A 19,036-nucleotide genomic window follows, 5' to 3' on the forward strand; every position below is an offset into this window, starting at 1 on the left:
CTAATCCCCTCTAATCGTTAAAATCCATTAATCCCGGTTATCTTTGCAACAAACTATGAAATACCTGCGCTGGCTTTTATTGCCCTTTTCAATAATCTATGGATTTGTTATCATTATGCGTAACTGGTTTTATGATGCCGGTCTGTTTAAAAGCTACCGGTTTACAAAGCCTGTCATATCCGTTGGGAATCTTGAAGTTGGCGGCGCAGGCAAAAGCCCCATGACGGAATATTTGATCAGATTATTGAAACCGGATTATAAACTGGCAACTTTAAGCCGGGGATACGGAAGGGAAACAAAAGGTTTTTTAGAAGAGAGTCATGAATCAAGAATCAAGAATCAAGAACCAAGGGGCGAGAGCCAAGAGTCAAGAGTCAAGAATCAAGAAGAAGTGAATAACTACTCACCACTCACTACTCACCACTCTCTACTCTCTAAACAAATAGGCGATGAACCTGCCCAGTTCAAACAAAAGTTCCCGGATATAACAGTTGCCGTATGTGAGGACAGGGTGGAAGGACTAAAACAATTGCTTCCTTTTCACGATTTAATATTGATGGACGATGCTTACCAGCACCGCGCCGTTGAGCCTGGTTTAAGCATTTTATTGTTTGATTATAATCGCATTAACGAACCTCATTTTTTATTACCTGCCGGTAACATGCGCGAGCCAATGAGCGGGCGCTGGCGGGCACAGATCATTATTATATCTAAATGCCCTGCAACGCTTACTGATCAAGAAAAAACCGCGCTGGCCTATAAAATTGAGCCTTTGCCATACCAGCAATTGTTTTTTACTTCAATTGCCTATCAACCACTGCATGATTTGGAGGGAAACCCGGCTAATGTATTGATAGATAAGGATACCACCGTATTTTTATTAACAGGTATAGCTAACCCGCAACCGCTGCTACAATATTTAAACGGGAGCACATCGAACGTGATTCATCATAATTATCCCGATCATCACCCGTTTAGCTTAAAAAATATCACTAAACTTGCCGGTGAATTCGCAGCTCATCCATCACAAAAAAAAATAATTGTTACAACAGAAAAGGATGCGCAGCGTTTAGATGAATCCTGGTTAATTACCGGGCAACCTGCTGATGAAAAGCTTCCCGTTTTTGTGATCCCGATAAGCGTTGAATTTTTAAACGGCAGCGGCAATCAGTTTGATAAAATTGTTATTGACTATGTTAGAGAGCATACAGAAAACCACAGCATACATTAAAAGCCGCATAGGCGATTTTGAACCCGAAGTGGGTATAATATTAGGCACCGGACTTGGCGCCCTGGTTAATGAAATTGAAGTTGAAAAACAGCTGATGTATTCCAATATTCCAGATTTTCCAATTTCAACGCTGGAGTTCCACTCCGGTAAACTGATCTTTGGCACACTTAACGGGGTAAAGGTTGTAGCTATGCAGGGCAGGCTGCATTATTACGAAGGCTATAACATGCAGCAGATCACCTTCCCGGTAAGGGTTTTAAAAATGCTTGGGATAAAAACGCTGTTTGTATCAAACGCCAGCGGTTCATTAAACCCTGCTATTAAAAAAGGCGACCTGATGGTGATAGCTGACCATATTAACTTACAGCCGCATAACCCGCTTACCGGCCGGAATGAAGAAGAGCTTGGTCCGCGTTTTCCGGATATGAGCGAGCCTTACAAGCGCGAATTGATTGTTAAAGCATTAGATATTGCCAAGGCAAACAATATTACCTGCCACAAGGGAGTTTATGTTGGGGTTACGGGCCCTAACCTCGAAACAAAAGCGGAGTATAACTACTTGCGGATAATAGGAGGTGACATAGTTGGAATGAGCACCGTGCCCGAAGTGATTGTGGCCCGTCACATGGATTTAACAGTATTTGCAATATCAGTAATAACTGATGAAGGTTTCCAGGAAGTATTAAAGCCAGTATCTCTTGAAGAAATATTGGCAGTGGCCCACGAAGCGGAACCAAAAATGACATTGATACTTAAAGAATTGATAGCCGGTTTTTAATGCCTAATAAATTAAAATATATCCTTTTGCTGTTTATCTGCGTTTGTTCGCAGGTAGCTTTTGCGCAAATTCAACGCGGAAATAATAACCAGGACGACCCGCAGCGGCGGATAAATTTACGCGATACCGGCACAACATCCGGCAAAAAGCTCACAGATGATCAGATGCTTGATTCATTGCGGAAAAAGCAGGACAGGAAAAAAGACAGTGTTGTTTTTAATTCGAAATTTATAAGGATAACCAATGAAAGGCTTTTACGCGACAGCACACAACTTCGGCCATTGGATACCGGCTTGTATAATTACGAAAATTATAGTCCGTTATTGCAGCCGCGCAGTCCTAAAATAAGCCTTGGCAATACAGGGTTGCCTGCAAGAAGCCTGCTGTTTGAGCCGTCGCATACTATTGGGTTTGAACCCGGCCTGCATGAGCTTGACCCTTACATGCTCAGGCCCGAAAATATAAGCTATTACCGTGCAAGGGTTGCATATACGCAGCTCTACTTGGTTGGGTATACAGGGGTTAAAGAGCAGATCTTTAAAATAACGCACGCTCAAAATATTAATCCGCAACTAAACGTTGGCTTTAACTTAAATTTTACCGGGTCAAGAGGATATTATAGCAATAATAATGTTTTAGCGCAAAATGTAAGTGATGTTAATGCGGCTGTATTTACCTGGTACGAATCAAAAAGTAAACGATATAATTTGCTTGGAAATTTGATATACAATAACATAAAAGCCCCGGTTACCGGCTCCATATTAAATGATTCTATTTTTGTGACCGGATCATTGGACAAAAGCTCACAGCCTGTACGCTTACCGGCTTCATATGAAAACTGGAAAGGGGCGTCGTTTTATTTAAAGCAGTTTTACTATATAGGCAGGATTGACAGTGCCAGCAATGGAAAAGGCAAAGCTAATATATTACCTACGCAGCGTGTTTCCTATACATTAAAATATGAAGCTACCAAGTATGAGTATTTGCAGAATGGCAGTGATACTTATAATGTGTTTCCAGATTACTATTATAGCTCAAACCGATCGAGAGACTCGCTGTCCGTGACTCATCTTCAAAATGATTTCTCTTATAGCTTTTACCTGCGGAGCAGGGGTGAAAAGGTAAATAAAAATGAGTTAAAACTGGATCTTGGCCTTACGCAGGATATTTACAGCTACGGGCAGTATGTGAGCGATACCACTTTAAATCAATATGGGGTTAGGGTTGTATTGCCGGCAAAAGTGCAAAACAATTCGTTCCAGGATCTGACCGTTAAAGGCCGGATGAGTTATAAATTGAGCGACAGGGCGGCTCTTGAAGCTAACGTACAGCAGATTGTGCAGGGACGTGATTTCGGCGACTTTTTGTATGATGCAAAGCTTACCCTTGCCGGTAATGACAAGGCAGGTAAAATAATTTTGGAAGGCTACTCGCAAAGCAGCACGGCTCCGTTGGTATATACCAGCTGGATCTCCAATCACTTTATCTTTCATAATAAATTCAGCAATCAAAAAACCAATAGCGTATCCTTTAACTACATCAATAGCCCGCTAAAGCTCGACTTTAAGGCCGAATACTTTTTAATAACCGACTATTTATACTTTACAGCCCAGGATAATGGAATTGATGCCCACCCCGCACAACTCGGAGGATCAATTAATATGATAAAATTAAGCTTTGGCAAAAGTATAGCCTGGCGAAGGTGGCATTTTGACGATTACTTTGTTTATCAGAAAACCGATTACCAGTCGACACTGCGTACACCGCAATTTTATAACTACGCCAGCATTTATTATAAGGCACTTTTCTTTAATGTGCTATATTCAAACATCGGGATGGATGTGCGTTATAATTCAACCTATGTTGCCCCGTCGTATGCACCAGGCCTTGGCCAGTTTTATAATGGCCCAAATGTTACCTTCTCATCGTACCCGGTAGCAACCATATTTTTAAAAGCCACCCTGCAACGCACCAACCTGTTTATAATGTATGATTATGCCAACCAGGGTCTTTTCAGCAAAGGTTATTATACCGTAAACCGTTACCCGCAACAGGATGCAGCGCTTAAGATAGGAGTTTCGTGGTCGTTTTATAATTGAGGTTAGTTGATTAGAGGTAAGAGACCAAAGATTAGTTGGACAAAGATCAGAGGCTGAAGATTGTCAAAAATCTAAGCATCATGCGTTGTTACTTCATTGTTTTTCCTAACCTCTAATTAACTAGTCTCTAGCCTCTAATCACGTCTTCTGTTTCTTCTTTTTGGCAGCCGGGAACAGCACATTATTTAAAATGAGACGGTATCCCGGTGAATTTGGGTGCAGTTTCAAATCGGTTGGCGGATCGCCTACAATGTGTTGGTAATCTTCGGGGTCGTGGCCGCCATAAAAGGTCCATTGGCCTTTGCCATATTCACCGTGGATATAGCGGGCTTCGTTATTACTTTTCATTTCGCCCATAATAGTTACGCCCGGTTTAAGCAGGTTTTTATTATAGGCAGTTGTTAGGCCCATAAACCCTTTTATCACTTTATCATGGTTTTGGGTTAGCATGCTTGGCACCACATCCCATTTGGCCGAGAAATCAAACAAGGTAAAAAAGTCCCTCGAACGCTCAACCTGGCGGGTAGCTGTTACGTCAATATTGCTAAACTGGTGCGACAATGGGTTCATATCCAGCGTAAAGTTCTTGAAGGCAAATGTCTGGCTAAAATCTAATTTTGATTGCGCACCCGGGTCGGCAGCATCACCGTCAAACATCTGCTCGCATATGTCGGTATTGGCGGCAGCCAGCGCTATATCAAAAGTATCAGTGCCCGAGCACATGGCAAACAGGAAGCCCCCGCCTGCACAAAAGTCGCGGATATGTTCAACAACAGCCAGCTTCATTTGCGATACCTTTTTAAAACCTAATTTATGCGCCGTAGCTTCCTGGATCCTTATATCGTCGTTATACCACTGCTCATACCTGAAAGCGCCGTAAAACTTACTGTATTGGCCGGTAAAGTCCTCGTGGTGCAGGTGCAGCCAATCATATTTAGGCAGATCGCCTTTTATCACTTCCTCATCATACAAAACATCGTAAGGGATTTCGGCATATTTTAATACTAAGGTAACCGCATCATCCCAGGGTAGCTTGTTTTTGGGGGAGTAAACAGCCATTTTTGGCGCCTTCTCCAACTTAACCACATCCATATTTACTGAAGGGTCACTAACTTCAGCCAGGATCTGGTTCACCTTTGCATCTGCTAAAACCTCATAGCTAACACCACGGATCTTACATTCATCCTCAACCTTTTTATCATACTTCATCATAAAACTGCCGCCGCGGTAATTAAGCAGCCAGTCAATCTCCTCGCCGTTCTTTAGCGTCCAAAAAGCAATACCGTATGATTTAAGGTGATCTTTTTGCTCGTCATCCATAGGGATCAATATGGAGGCAGCCCTGTTTATTAGAGGTGAAAGCAAAAAGCAGAAAGCTAAAAGCAAGAACTTAGGTGAAAGGCGAAATGTAAAAGGTAAGCGGTTTTGTCTTTGCATTTTATTGATCACTTTTCTGTATGGTTACGGGATAGCTATTTACCAAATGTAACGAATAATTGAATAAGCTATTATGTTATAAAGATCATTACAAATCTAATTTCTATATTTAGTAACTAATGAATAAGCGCCCGGATTTTATTGCAGAATTACAATATCTTACAACTGAACAAGGTGGAAGGAAAACTCCGGCATTTTCAGGATATAGGCCTCCGGTAAAGTTTACATTTAGTGAGATGCAGACCAGCGGTCAACAAAAGTTTCTTAATAATGATATTGTATATCCTGGTGAAAGCATAATAGCTGAAATTAGCCTTATAACTTCAGATTTTCTTAAAGGAATGTTAAATGTTGGGTTTGATTTTGACTTTAGAGAGGGATCAAGAATTATAGGTACAGGAAAGATTCTTGAAGTTTTAAATATGGAACTTTTAGCCAAATAACATTCCTACCTTTCGCCTTTCACCTTTAAGCTTTTACCTCTTTAAAAACCTTTTGCCTTTCACCGCCTTTTATTACCTTTGCCTACTATTTTAGAAAAAAAATGAGCAAAGCAATAATCAAAACCGAAAAAGGCGACATGACCGTTGAGTTTTATGACAAGGATGCACCTAACACGGTAGCAAACTTTCTTGGTCTGGCAAAGTCGGGCTTTTATGACAACGTAACATTTCACAGGGTGATCCCTAATTTCGTGATCCAGGGTGGCGATCCAACCGGCACAGGTGCAGGTGGTTCAGGTAAACAGATTGACTGCGAGCTGACTGGCGAAAATCAATATCATGATCGTGGTGTGTTATCAATGGCACATGCAGGCCGTAACACCGGCAGCTCACAATTTTTTATCTGCCATAGCCGCGATAATACCGCGCATTTAGACAGGAACCACACCGTATTTGGTAAAGTGGTTGAAAACGTTGACGTAGTTGACGCTATCCGCCAGGGCGATAAAATTTTAGGAATTGATGTTATTGAAGGATAGTTGAAAAGGTTGTAGTTGTTGTAAAAGTTGTAGTTGTTTTGGTGGTTAAATCCTTTACAACATTTACAACCCTTACAATATTTACAACCCAACACATTACAACTTATAAAAAATGAATTTACAGGGAATTGTAGCCGTATCAGGCAAGCCGGGATTATGGAGAGCATTGGCTCAAAATAAAACGGGTTATATTTTAGAGAGCCTCGACGCGCAAAAAACCAAGCTGGTTGCAAACTTGTCCACCGCTAAACTGGCGGCGTTGCATGAGATCACCATTTTTGGTTTGGATGATGATATTAAGCTGATAGACGTTTTTGAACGGATGAAAACATCTTCGGGTGTTCCGGATAACAAGGCTGACGGTAAAAAGCTGCGGGATTTTTTCAGGGAAATATCTCCAGATCATGATGAAGAGAAAGTTTATGCTTCGGATATGAAAAAGATCATCAACTGGTACCAGATACTAAAGGATCTTCCGCTATTTAGCGAACAAGACCCTGCTACAGCTGCCCCGGTTGCCGAAGGAGTGCCTGTTGCTGAAGAAGTTGCAAAACCGGTTGAAGCTACGGCTAAAGCAGAAGAAGCTGCACCTGCAAAACCAAAAGCTAAGAAAACCGCCGCTAAAAAAGCATAATAAAGTTACTCGTAGAGACGCGATGCTTCGCGTCTTTATGGAAAAAGCCGGAGAATATTTCTCCGGCTTTTTTAATGATTCAAGATATGATATCCTCCAGGATACCATATTCCTCTAAAATTTGGAGGAATAACTAAATTTGGTAAAATATGGTTTGCATCTAAAGTTGAAACATCAATATTCTCAATTACATTTTTAATAATTGGCATAATATTTCCTTTAAACATGTATTGATTTAGCAAGTTAATAGCATCATTATAATTATATGCCGTTACACCGCATCTCGTGTAAGCTTGTGGGAATAAATCATCATTTTTTTTAAATTCAAACCAATAACGGGTGAGGTTTAATTGCATTGTTCAAATATGATGGCTAAGACGCGAAGCATCGCGTCTCTACTAGCAATCCACGTGTTTACATTCCTCTTCTGAAAATTCAGGTTCAAAAGTGGCATGGATAATGTCCATATGTTCCAGGCGGTGCCTTAGGTCTTTCTTTATTGTATTAAAAGTTGGCATATATTCGGGGTCGACAACCAAGTGGGCTGTAAGTGCATTTTCAGTAGTGCTTAAGGCCCATACGTGCATGTGATGTACATCGGTAATACCTTTGCACTTTAGCAGCTCCGCTTTTATTTTTTCGAGATCCATTTCTTTTGGAACCCCGTCCATCTCTAGTCGCAAACTGTCTTTAAGCAGGCTCCAGGTGCCTCTTAAAATAACTACGGCTATAATTAATGATACAACGCTATCAATCCAGTAAAGATTAGTGAAATAGATAATTATGCCGGATATAACCACACCGAATGATACTACGGCATCAACCGCCATGTGCATGTAAGCGCCTTTAACGTTCAGGTCTTTGTCTTTATCCTTTACAAAAAGCCATGCGGTAAAAGCATTAATGCCTATGCCAATAAAGGCTACCCAAGCCATAGTACCGCCGGCAACCACTTCGGTATGCATAAAGCGCATTATAGCTTCGTAAATAATAAAGCCTACTGCTACAAATAATATAACGGCATTAAAAAATGATACAATAATGGTTGATCGCTTATAGCCATAAGTATATTGGCTGGTTGCATTTACCTTGGTGAGCTTAAAAGCCAGGAGTGCAAGGGCAAGGCTTGCCACATCGCTAAGGTTGTGGCCTGCATCAGTTAGTAATGATAAGGAATGCGTAGCCAGGCCCGCTATTACCTCAATAACTACAAATGCTGAATTTAATATGATACCCCAAATAAAGGCGGCGTTAAGGTGATCAAGCTTTGGGGCATGATCATGATGGTGATGATGTGAATGATCGTGACCTGCTGACATGCTGCAAAAATAGGAAATTAGTCCGGAAGTCGGAAAGACCGGAAGTCCGAAAGAAAGAATAATATGTAGAGACGCAATACTTTGCGTCTAAAATCATTTTCAAAAAAATATCAAGTACAGGATGCCCAGCATCAACAAATACTTAACTGCATAATACAAGGTGCGGTTATAGGCTTTTATCCATTTACCAAGCCTTCTGATTGAATAAACATACCTGAAAGCTTTGTTGATGTTCCCGGTTTTGTCTTCGCCCATATTTGGAGACACTGCGGCTGCCATAATAAACCAGCCGAAGAACTTGTTCCAGCCACGTGCAAACATAGTTTTTACCGGGCGCTGAATATCGCAAAACAGGATGATCCGGTCTATATCAGTCTTGTTTTCGGCGTAGTGGATGTAGGTTTCATCAAAAATAACATCTTCGCCATCTTTCCACGCATAGCTTTGACCGTCAACAACAATATGACACTGGTCGGAGTTTGGGGTTATTAATCCAAGGTGATAACGCAATGAACCGGCGTAAGGGTCGCGGTGCATCAATAATTCGCTGCCTGCAGGCAGTACGGCAAACATAGCTGCCTTTACCTGCGGGATACTTTTGATCAGCTCAATGGTTTGCGGACAATATTTTTTCGCTGAGGGATGAAAATCATCATACCATTTTAAATAAAAACGTTTCCAGCCACGGCGAAAGAATGAGTTAAAACCCATGTCGTTATACTTATCCGATCCTTTTATCAACTCTTCCCGTTCTAGTTGCAAAGCTTCGTCACGGATAATTTGCCAGTTATCTTTAAGAAGCGATAATTCCGGGAAATTTGACGATTTAATATAAGGCTTATTCTCAACGCCCGAAAAGGCATACATCGGCATGTTGATAGGAGCCATAAAAGTTGAATGGTCTGTTAACTGCCTGAAAAACTTAAACCTAACCTTGCCCCGGTAGTGAACAATTACAGTTGATATTATTAAAATATAAAATAATATGAACTTAAAAGAAAGAAGCTCGGTAATTACTGTATGCATGCGTGACGCTTTTTTTATCAAAAATAGGGCTCTGACCTACACAGAGGGCATATTTAACAAAAAATAACACATTTTTACAGTTTGCTGACTATTTTTAATAATTAGTCAGGGCAGTGTCATTGATGATGATACGGCTCACCTTTAATTATGGTATAGGCGCGATATAGCTGTTCGGTAAAAAATAATCGCACCATTTGATGAGAAAACGTCATAGCTGATAATGATAGTTTATCATTAGCCCTGGCATAAACCGAGGCATCAAAACCATAAGGACCGCCTACTATAAAAACCAGGTTAGCGACGGATGCTATAGCCTTTTTATCAATATAAGCGGCAAACTGCTGCGAGCTTAGTTCCATGCCTTTTTCATCAAGCATGATAACATGATCAGTTGGGGTTATTTTTTTGAGGATCAGCTCGGCTTCTTTTGTCTTTTGCTGTTCCTGGGTTAGGGCTTTGGTGTTTTTAAGCTCATCAATTTCAATAATAACCAGTTTGGTGTAATGCTTTAAGCGCTTTACATATTTTTCAATGCCTTCCTTCAAATAAGCATCTTCGGTTTTGCCAACGGTTAGGAAAGTGATTTTCATTTTGGTTAGTTGTTGAAACGTTGTAAAGTTAAGATATTGTTGAACTGTTGTAACGTTGTGAAGTTGGAATGTTATAAATTGCGCCCGATTTTAGGGGTAATTTATATCAGCTTTAAAAAATTAGACTAGAACTTTACAACCTTAAAACATTTCAACTTTACAACAAAATGAACATAACAACCGATTACCAGCAACGGTCAGACCTTGCACAACAGGAAGCCGATAAATATAAAGAACTCGCTAACACCCACTCTTTGTACAGGTTAGGGGTATTTGGCCTGTTTATAGTTGCTGTATGCGTGGCTGTTAGCCTGGATGAGATAGTTATTATAGCCTTTTCATTAATAGTTTTAATAATTTGGTTTAGCTGGCTCATTAAAAAACAAAATGAGTATGAAACCTTAAAAAACTACTTCATAGATCTTAAAAAAGTTACTGATAATGAAATAGCCTCAATAAAAAGCTATACCAACATGTATGACAATGGTGCTATGTTTAGTAACGATGCGCACTACTACACAGCTGATATCGACATATATGGTAATTATTCCCTGTTTCAGCTTATCAACAGGGCGGCAACTTTCCCCGGTATGGTTAAACTGGCTGAATGGCTGCACAAACCTGCAGCTAAGGATGTGATTTTGTTACGCCAGCAGGCAGTAGCTGAGATTGCCGGTAAAAACAATTGGAAACTGGATGCACAGGCCCACCTGTTATTTTCATTAAAGCAACAAAAAGAGCAGATTAAAAACCTATTAGCCTATTTAAAAATACCTGTTAAGATCAATGGCGAAAAATGGCTGAGCGTTTACTGCAAGCTTGCTCCATATATTTTATTGGCTAATGTAATAACGGGTATATTTTACACAAAGGCGTTTTATTTTTTACCTATTTTAGGGCTATTTAATTACAGGCAGTCGTCTTCACGATCAGAGATAGTTGAGAAGACTGACTTGATAGCAGGCAGAATAGGGGCTACGCTCAAGCATTTTGTGTCGGCTTTTAAGAGCATTGAAAGTGAAGAATGGGAATCGGCCTATTTAAGGGAAGTATCTGCTCAAATAAAAAACATAAACGGAGATGCCATATCAGGCAGGATCGCGCAGCTTTCAACGCTGATCAATAAGCTCAACTCCCGGCTAAACCTGGTGGTTGATATTATTGTGAATGTGCTCTTTGTGTGGAACATCCGCCAGATCATCAGCATAGAAAAATGGAAGCGTAACAACCAGGAAAGTTTGGAAACAGCGTTTGACGTATTGGCTGAATTTGAGGCTGTAATAAGCCTTGCAAGCCTCCGGATCAATTACCCTGAATGGGTATTTCCGGAAATAGCTGATGGTGCTGGTTATACTTTGTCGGCAAAAAACCTTGCACATCCGCTTATTAATATTGATAAACGCGTAGCTAATGATTATGAGCTGAATGATGCTTTTAAAGTAGATATCATCACTGGCTCGAACATGGCAGGTAAAAGTACTTTTTTACGCACTATAGGCATTAATACGGTGCTGGCCCTGTGCGGTGCGCCTGTTTGCGCATCAGAAATGCAGGTTTCGGTTATTACCATAATAACTTATATGCGCATTAAAGATTCGCTGAACGAAAGTACATCAACCTTTAAAGCTGAGCTTGATCGTTTGCAAATGCTGCTTAAAGCCGTTGAATCTGAGAATAAAGTTTTCTTTTTGATAGATGAAATGCTGCGTGGCACCAACTCGGTTGATAAATACCTGGGATCAAAAGCGGTGATTGAACAGCTGATTAAGAAAAAAGGGGTGGGCATGGTAGCCACCCACGATCTGCAGATTGCCGAGCTTGAAAAATCACACCCCGATTATGTGCGCAATTTTTATTTCGACATCCAGGTAGTAAACGGCGAAATGCTGTTCGACTATAAGATAAAAGATGGCGAATGCAAAACCTTTAATGCTTCCTTGCTGCTGAAGCAGATAGGGATTGACGTTGAAGCTTAGGGGGGTGGGAGAGGAGCAAGAAATCAAGAGTCAGGAATCAAGACAGGAAGATAAAAACAATAGAACTTAACATAACCAGATCTTCGGGCCAATTGTTCCCCACAAACATCGCAGGGTTCTCTGTGAGAGTCTGCGGAGACAAAGTTTGTGTATCCACGCCGGCAAAGCGTTCCATTTTTACACGGAACACCTGGAACGCTGTGAAACATGCTGATTATCAAATACTTAGTTATTTATCAAAGATTAAATTAGTGCAAGTGTCTGATAGTCAGAATGTTTCACTAATCTTTATGTCGATAACTTAATGACATTGCGCTTAGGGGGAGAGAAGCAAGATTATAAGAGTCAGGAATCAAGGCAGAAACAAACTAATTATCAAACAAAAAGAGCCAGGATTTAATTCCCGGCTCTTTTTATATCTTGAATCCTGACTCTTACAGTCTTGACTCTTTTCCTATCGGCCGCCGCCTACGCCGCCGCCTCCCTGATCACCTTGTTTAAGGTCATCATTGTTAACACCTTTTTTAGGTGCATTAGGGTTGCTGAATGTAAGCTTACCAAAGCTATAGCTAAATGTTAAACCGTATGAGCGAAACGGCAACTGGAAGTTACTATACTGCCTGTAGCCGGGGCTCTTTAAATTTGTAGTGAAGTTTTTGTTCTCATGAAATGGTTCGATAACGTTAACCCCAAGGGCCAGCCGCTTTTGCATAAACTGTTTTTTAGCGCCTATGCCAAATATGCTGAAGTTAGATTGGGTTCCCTGTAAGGTACGGCGTGCCGAGCTGCCGAACGCAAATGTTTCTGCCACATAATCTTTTGGCAAAGTAAGACTTGCCCTTAAAAACCCGCCATATTGTATGTAAGTGCCGTTTTGTGATTTATCATTGCTAAACAAACCTGTAGGGTCGGGTTTATAAGTATAGGCATTAACATTCATAATAATTGTTAATGCTTTGATAGGGTTAACAGTTCCGAAGATACTGCCGCCAAATGAATTATTGACACCGATATTTTGAAACCTGGTTAACGATATAGTTGTAGAGTCGGGTCCATATGGCTGGTAAGGTGAACCTATCCCTTCAATAAGGCCGGCGGTATGTTTGTAATAAGCCGACACATTTAAAATGGAAGTACCAATATAGGAGTTATAGCCCAACTCAATAGTTTGCGAAACTTCCGGGCTTAACTGTGGGTTACCTACAGTCCAGGCCTGTGAATTGCTTTTATTAACAAATGGGTTTAAATATTGCAGGCTGGGGCGTGTAATACGCTTGCTGTACGACAATTTGATAGTCTGAGTAGTAGTAAGCTGCTTTTGAACTGTTAAGCTTGGCACTACTGTAAGATAGCTTTGGTTAAATGGCTGCACCTCTTGTGTTTGAGCAATAGGATCGCCGTGGATGCTGGTGTTTTCAAGTCTTAAGCCTGCCAATACCGACCATTTTTTGGGCAAGGTGATGGTGAAAACAGAATAGCCTGCAGCAACATTCTGATTGTATTTATAAACGTTTGAAAGTAAATTATCAAAGTAGAAATCCTGGCCGGTATTATCATACTGGTAATAGTTGGATGTACTGTTTATTCTCCTGAAAATTGTTTTGCCGCCGGCTTCTAACTTGAACACTTTGTTTATTGGCAAAGTATAATCGGCCTGAAGTGTAAATTCGTTGTTCAAACCGGCAATATTGTTTTTTACATTTGGATTTACATCAGTGTAAATATTGGTATAGTTTGTGGTACCAGTGCCATGACTCCATTGGGTCGAGAGATCAAGTTCTTCTCCTTCTTTTTTAAACTTGTGGGTATAGTCAAAATTCCAGTCGAAGTTGCTAAACTCGTTATGTCCATCCGAGTTTGCATCATATGAAAAAGGTCCCTTGAATGAATTTCCGCTGGTATGCGTATTACTATTTGTATTAAAGTTAAAATCGAGCAACTTAAACGTGGTATTAATACTGTTATAAGCATTAAACTCATAGTTTGCCCCTATCGAGCTGTTGCTGGCATGCCTTGTAACCCTGCTTGTTCCATGTGATGTAGAAGTAGTTGTACCAAGCTCCAATTGCTGGTCAATTGTTGACGTTTGAGGCCATGTTAAGTTGCCGCCAAGGTTTGCAGTAAGGCTGAAACGATTTTTGTTGTAACCAAGATTAAAGTTTCCGTTGTTTTGCCTGGTGCCTACGCCACCGCTTACAGAACCGCTAATACCTGAAACATTCTTTTGTTTGGTTATGATATTAATTATACCGGCTGAGCCCTCCGCATCGTACTTTGCTGACGGGGAAGTGATCACCTCAATACTCTTGATCTGGTCGGCAGGGATCGCTTTTAATACATCAGACAGACTGGTTGATGTAGCGCCTGAAGGCTTGCCATTTATAAGCACACGGATATTCTGATCGCCTCGTATAGATACGTTTCCGTTAAGATCAACTGTTACCAAAGGAACTTTGCCCAATACATCCGTTGCGTTGCCACCTGCCGCAGTTATATCCTTTTCGGCGTTGTAAACAATCTTATCAATTCTGTTTTCGATCAGGGCCGCCTGGCCGGTAACGGTAACTTCTTTCAACAGCTTTGCGCCGGGAGAAATAATAATAATCCCTAAACCATTATCAGGTTTTGAAGCTGTGGTTGTTACGGGATCAATAGTTTTACTGGGGTAGCCGATAAAAGAAATAACTAGTTTGTAATTGCCTGGCTTTACATTATCCAGCTTAAAGTTTCCTTTTTCGTCGGTTATTACACCGGTGATAGGGGCTTTGCCGCCGCTTCTGTATAAACCTACAGAGGCATAATCCAGTGGTTTTTTTGTTAGAGAATCAATAGCTGTGCCTGATATTTTTCCCACCGTGGTTGAGCCCCCGCCGCCCAAACCTATCTGGGCTTGAGCTGTAACAAAGGAGCATAGTATTACTATAATTATGTAAAAACGTTTCATTTATTGATGATTTTGGTAATTGGAGGCTAAAATAGATGAAATGTTACACGCTAAAGGCGATTATTTTGCAACCACCTATAACTGTAACAAATTAGTTGCAATTAGTAGTTAATGTATTGTGTATTAGATACACACGAAAACGATAAAACCGTCATGCTGAATTCGGAAGTTTGTTAAAATCCAATAAGCAAATGACAATAGTTGGGTGTCATGCTGAGCCCCGTCGAAGCATGCGGGCAAAGGCCTCTGCACCTGCTTAGCAAGCAGATAGGCCACTGCGCTCATGCTTCGAGTGCCTCAGTATGACGTCCCATTGCATGTTCAATATAAACTACCTATTTCATTCAGGGTTACAGCACAATATTTACAATCCTGCCTTTAACAACAATTATCTTTTTAGGGGTTTTGTTATCAAGGTATTTTTGTACATCGGCACTGGCTAAAACCATAGCTTCAATATCCTTAGGTTCAAGGCTTAATGGCATATTCAGGTTCAGCTTAGTTTTGCCGTTTATCGAGATCGGGTAAGCAAAATCATCCTCAACCAGGTAAGCGCTGTTGAATTTAGGGAAAGCGGTGTATGAAAGCGTTCCGGCTTCATTACCTAACAATGTCCATAACTCTTCGCAAATATGCGGCGCATAAGGTGATAAGATAACCACCAGGTCCTGCAAAATAGCTTTGTTATTACATTTTAGATCGGTAAGCTCATTAACGGCTATCATAAAGCTGGACACGGAAGTATTGAACGAAAAACGCTCCACATCTTCCTCAACCTTACGGATTATTTTATGCAATGATTTCAGCTCGGCTTTTGACGGCTCATTGGTTGATACACTAAATTCCCAGGCGTCATTGTGGAATAACCTCCAGAACTTACGCAGAAATTTAAACACACCTTCAATGCCATTGGTGTTCCACGGTTTACTTTGCTCTAGCGGACCTAAAAACATCTCGTACATGCGAAGGGTATCTGCGCCGTAACGCTCAATCAAATCATCTGGGTTAACCACGTTGAACTTTGATTTTGACATTTTTTCGACTTCAACACCGCAGATATATTTGCCGTTCTCTAAAATAAATTCAGCATCGGCATATTCAGGTCGCCACTCTTTAAATTTATTAATGTTTAATACCTCATTATCTACAATATTTACATCGACATGTAATGGTGATGTTTTATACTGTTTGATCAATCCGTGTGATATAAGGGTATTGGTGCTGCGCCCTTCCTCATCGATCAAACGATAAACAAAATTGCTGCGCCCCTGGATCATCCCCTGGTTAATTAGCTTTTTAAAAGGCTCTTCTTCAATTACAAGGTTTAGATCCTTCAAAAACTTATTCCAGAAACGGCTGTATAACAAGTGGCCGGTAGCATGCTCGCTGCCACCTATGTAAAGGTCAACATCCTTCCAGTATGTAATAGCTTCCTGTGATGCAAATTCCTTATCATTATTGGCGTCCATGTAGCGATACCAGTACCAACTGCTGCCGGCCCAGCCGGGCATGGTGGAGAGTTCGTATTCGTAGGCTGCATCCGCAGAAGCCCCCTCTAAATCTCCCCCGGTAGGGGAGACTTGAACTTCGCTCTTTGTGAATGTGTCAGAGAGTTTACTTAAGTCTCTATCTGCTAATGAATCTAATTTATCCTTTATTTGCTCAATTACTTTTTGTGAGTTATTTAATACTTCATCGTTAGTAAATCTGATCACAGTAAACCCAAAGTGATTAAGTGCTTCAGTCCTTATATTATCAGCTTCTTTATTTAATTTATGGTGATGACCATCCAATTCAATAACCAAGCCTTTCTGCAGTGAAACAAAATCAGCAATGTATGCATCAATTGCATGCTGTCTTCTTATTTTATGCCCTGTTTGATTGTTACGTAATAACTGCCACAAAACATCTTCGGCCTCAGTTGGATTTTTTCTGTTGTCGCTGCTAAAATCTTTCAGTTGCTCATATAAAGCAGAATCAGCCGCCTCACGATAAATCCCGGTTAAATGAGCCGTATCCTCGTTACTATCCGCGCGTGCAGCTAAAGTCTCCCCTCCCGGGGGAGATTTAGAGGGGGCTACAGAAGAGGCCCCTGGTTTGTATTTCCATCCTTCAGCCCTTGCCAACGGCGGTTCACCACTTTCAGTCGGTAAATATTTATCGACCTCCGGCAATACCAAAGGCAAGTCTTTTTCTTCAATTAAATGAGGCAGGTCGTCCTTAAAATAAACAGGCACGGGTTCGCCCCAGTAACGTTGGCGGCCAAATATGGCGTCGCGCATCCTGAAGTTTACTTTTGCTTTGCCTGCGCCAATTTCTTCCAGTTTGGCAACAACGGCAGCAGTGGCCTCTTTATAAGTTAATCCATTTATAAAACCCGAATTAACATAATGCCCTTCCTTGGTTGGGTCGGCCTCGGTTTCTATTTTCTGTATGTCGATGATCTGGATTATCGGCAGGTTATAATGCTTTGCAAACAAATAATCGCGCTGATCGCCTGATGGTACGGCCATAACCGCACCTGTACCATATCCAGCCAAAACATAATCGGCAATCCAGATCTGTACCTTTTCGCCGCTTACCGGGTTTATGGCAAAGCTACCTGTAAACGCACCTGATACGGTTTTGGCATCAGCCATCCGCTCCAGTTCCGATTTCTTTTTTGCCTGTGCAATGTATGCTTCAATATCTCCTTTTTGCTCAGGTGTAGTTAATGATGCCACCAACTCATGTTCAGGAGCCAACACTAAAAATGTAGTACCGAAGATGGTATCGGCACGGGTGGTGAAAACCTCTATGACTTTGGATGTAGGTTCGTTGTCGTATGGGGCATTTAAATTCCGAAATGGAAAATCCGAAATCCGAAATCTAACCAAAGCACCCACACTTTTCCCAATCCAGTTCCTTTGCATTTCTTTTAAAGGTTCGGGCCAGTCTATAGTGTCTAAACCTTTCAATAACCTGTCGGCATAGGCGGTAATGCGCATGCTCCACTGCATCATCTTCTTTTGCTCAACAGGGTAGCCTCCGCGCTCGCTAAAGCCGTCTTTCACCTCGTCATTAGCCAATACGGTACCAAGGGCGGCACACCAGTTTACAGTGCTTTCGCGCAGGTAGGTAAGGCGGTATTTTAACAGTTCGGCCTGCTGTTCCTGGTTGCTCATCACTTTCCAGGCATCAGCAGTAAAACTTAAGATCTCTTCATCACATACGGCATTTATACCGGCCGATCCGTTTTGCTCAAAGTGTTTAACCAGCTTGGCAATACTTTCAGCTTTATCAGCATCTTTATTATACCAGCTGTTAAAAAGCTGCATAAAGATCCACTGGGTCCATTTATAATAATCGGGCGAGCTGGTGCGTACCTCACGGCTCCAGTCGAACGAGAAACCTATCTGGTCTAGCTGACGGCGATAGGTGGCAATGTTATCCTCTGTAGTTACAACGGGATGCTGTCCGGTTTGAATGGCGTATTGCTCGGCCGGTAAGCCAAAGCTATCATATCCCATTGGGTGCAGCACGTTAAAACCTTTAAGCCTTTTATAGCGTGCAAAAATATCAGAAGCAATATAGCCCAGCGGATGGCCTACATGCAGCCCGGCACCTGATGGGTAGGGGAACATATCCAGCACATAATACTTGGGTTTGGTGGTTTTATCCTCGGCTTTGAAGGTCTGATTATCAGCCCAAAACTTTTGCCACTTTTTTTCTATATCCTTAAATTGATAGTCCATTTTATTATTTACGCGTATGAGGCTGCGAAATTAAGAAAATCCCTATTAGTTTGGTAGTTATTGGTTGATTAAGTTGTTGAGATGAGTTGATTAAGTTGGATTAGGTTGATTGAGTTAGACTAAGTTGGATCCTGTTGATTGAGTTAGACCAAGTTGGAGGGAGGAGTTAATTAAGTTAGATTAGGTTGGGAAAATATTATTAAAAGAGCCGGATTTTACACCAGTTCTTCTCTTTGTTTACAAGTTTTAGAATATTCGCCTTTAGGGTAGGAATAAATATAAAATG

General features: G+C 41.1%; 14 protein-coding genes. 7 read left to right on the plus strand and 7 right to left on the minus strand.

The features are described 5' to 3' along the window. Positions 1-55 precede the first annotated feature (55 nt). From BUE31_RS31115 to BUE31_RS17565, 3 genes are read left to right on the plus strand one after another with little or no spacing between them, the layout of a single operon-like run. Positions 56-1,231 (plus strand): tetraacyldisaccharide 4'-kinase, encoded by a 1,176-nt coding sequence (locus BUE31_RS31115; RefSeq protein WP_073405144.1) that lies wholly within the window; start codon positions 56-58, stop codon positions 1,229-1,231. Beyond that, positions 1,194-2,009, plus strand: a complete 816-nt coding sequence (locus BUE31_RS17560) for a purine-nucleoside phosphorylase (protein ID WP_073405146.1) — start codon at positions 1,194-1,196, stop codon at positions 2,007-2,009. The genes BUE31_RS31115 and BUE31_RS17560 overlap by 38 nt, the downstream gene beginning before the upstream one ends. Further along, positions 2,009-4,108 (plus strand): putative porin, encoded by a 2,100-nt coding sequence (locus BUE31_RS17565; protein WP_073405147.1) that lies wholly within the window; start codon positions 2,009-2,011, stop codon positions 4,106-4,108. Before BUE31_RS17560 ends, BUE31_RS17565 begins: the two co-directional genes overlap by 1 nt. 138 nt (positions 4,109-4,246) lie before the next feature. On the opposite strand, the gene BUE31_RS17570 is transcribed toward BUE31_RS17565, so the two are convergent. Continuing rightward, the gene (locus BUE31_RS17570) at positions 4,247-5,428 is read right to left on the minus strand and encodes an asparagine synthetase B (protein WP_073405543.1); all 1,182 of its coding nucleotides are present in this window, start codon (positions 5,426-5,428) and stop codon (positions 4,247-4,249) included. A gap of 236 nt (positions 5,429-5,664) precedes the next feature. Here BUE31_RS17570 and BUE31_RS17575 point away from each other — a divergent pair, with 236 nt between their 5' ends. From BUE31_RS17575 to BUE31_RS17585, 3 genes are all read left to right on the plus strand, one after another. Continuing rightward, positions 5,665-5,988: an EF-Tu C-terminal domain-related protein gene (locus tag BUE31_RS17575; protein ID WP_073405148.1), complete on the plus strand. Its 324-nt coding sequence runs from the start codon at positions 5,665-5,667 to the stop codon at positions 5,986-5,988. A gap of 101 nt (positions 5,989-6,089) precedes the next feature. After that, positions 6,090-6,527 carry a peptidylprolyl isomerase gene (locus BUE31_RS17580; protein ID WP_073405149.1) on the plus strand — a complete coding sequence of 146 codons (438 nt, stop codon included), beginning with the start codon at positions 6,090-6,092 and terminating at the stop codon, positions 6,525-6,527. A gap of 112 nt (positions 6,528-6,639) precedes the next feature. Next, complete coding sequence (locus BUE31_RS17585) at positions 6,640-7,161, plus strand: DUF5606 family protein (protein ID WP_073405150.1); 522 nt, start codon at positions 6,640-6,642, stop codon at positions 7,159-7,161. A 71-nt stretch (positions 7,162-7,232) separates the two neighbouring features. On the opposite strand, the gene BUE31_RS17590 is transcribed toward BUE31_RS17585, so the two are convergent. From BUE31_RS17590 to rlmH, 4 genes are all read right to left on the minus strand, one after another. Further along, entirely contained in the window at positions 7,233-7,517 is a 285-nt protein-coding gene (locus BUE31_RS17590; protein WP_073405151.1) for a hypothetical protein, read from the minus strand. Positions 7,518-7,559: 42 nt separating this feature from the next. Further along, positions 7,560-8,480, minus strand: a complete 921-nt coding sequence (locus BUE31_RS17595; protein ID WP_073405152.1) for a cation diffusion facilitator family transporter — start codon at positions 8,478-8,480, stop codon at positions 7,560-7,562. Positions 8,481-8,579: 99 nt separating this feature from the next. Further along, the gene (locus BUE31_RS17600) at positions 8,580-9,506 is read right to left on the minus strand and encodes an aspartyl/asparaginyl beta-hydroxylase domain-containing protein (RefSeq protein WP_073405153.1); all 927 of its coding nucleotides are present in this window, start codon (positions 9,504-9,506) and stop codon (positions 8,580-8,582) included. A 116-nt stretch (positions 9,507-9,622) separates the two neighbouring features. Then, complete coding sequence (gene rlmH, locus BUE31_RS17605; protein WP_073405154.1) at positions 9,623-10,096, minus strand: 23S rRNA (pseudouridine(1915)-N(3))-methyltransferase RlmH; 474 nt, start codon at positions 10,094-10,096, stop codon at positions 9,623-9,625. A 167-nt stretch (positions 10,097-10,263) separates the two neighbouring features. Between rlmH and BUE31_RS17610 the strand changes: the two genes are divergently transcribed. Further along, positions 10,264-12,072 (plus strand): MutS-related protein, encoded by a 1,809-nt coding sequence (locus BUE31_RS17610; RefSeq protein ID WP_073405155.1) that lies wholly within the window; start codon positions 10,264-10,266, stop codon positions 12,070-12,072. Positions 12,073-12,526: 454 nt separating this feature from the next. On the opposite strand, the gene BUE31_RS17615 is transcribed toward BUE31_RS17610, so the two are convergent. Further along, positions 12,527-15,016 carry a TonB-dependent receptor gene (locus tag BUE31_RS17615; RefSeq protein WP_073405156.1) on the minus strand — a complete coding sequence of 830 codons (2,490 nt, stop codon included), beginning with the start codon at positions 15,014-15,016 and terminating at the stop codon, positions 12,527-12,529. A gap of 350 nt (positions 15,017-15,366) precedes the next feature. Next, complete coding sequence (locus BUE31_RS30570; protein ID WP_083620070.1) at positions 15,367-18,750, minus strand: leucine--tRNA ligase; 3,384 nt, start codon at positions 18,748-18,750, stop codon at positions 15,367-15,369. Positions 18,751-19,036 lie beyond the last annotated feature (286 nt).

The organism is Mucilaginibacter sp. OK098, from assembly GCF_900142915.1.
In the GTDB taxonomy this organism is placed as follows: domain Bacteria; phylum Bacteroidota; class Bacteroidia; order Sphingobacteriales; family Sphingobacteriaceae; genus Mucilaginibacter.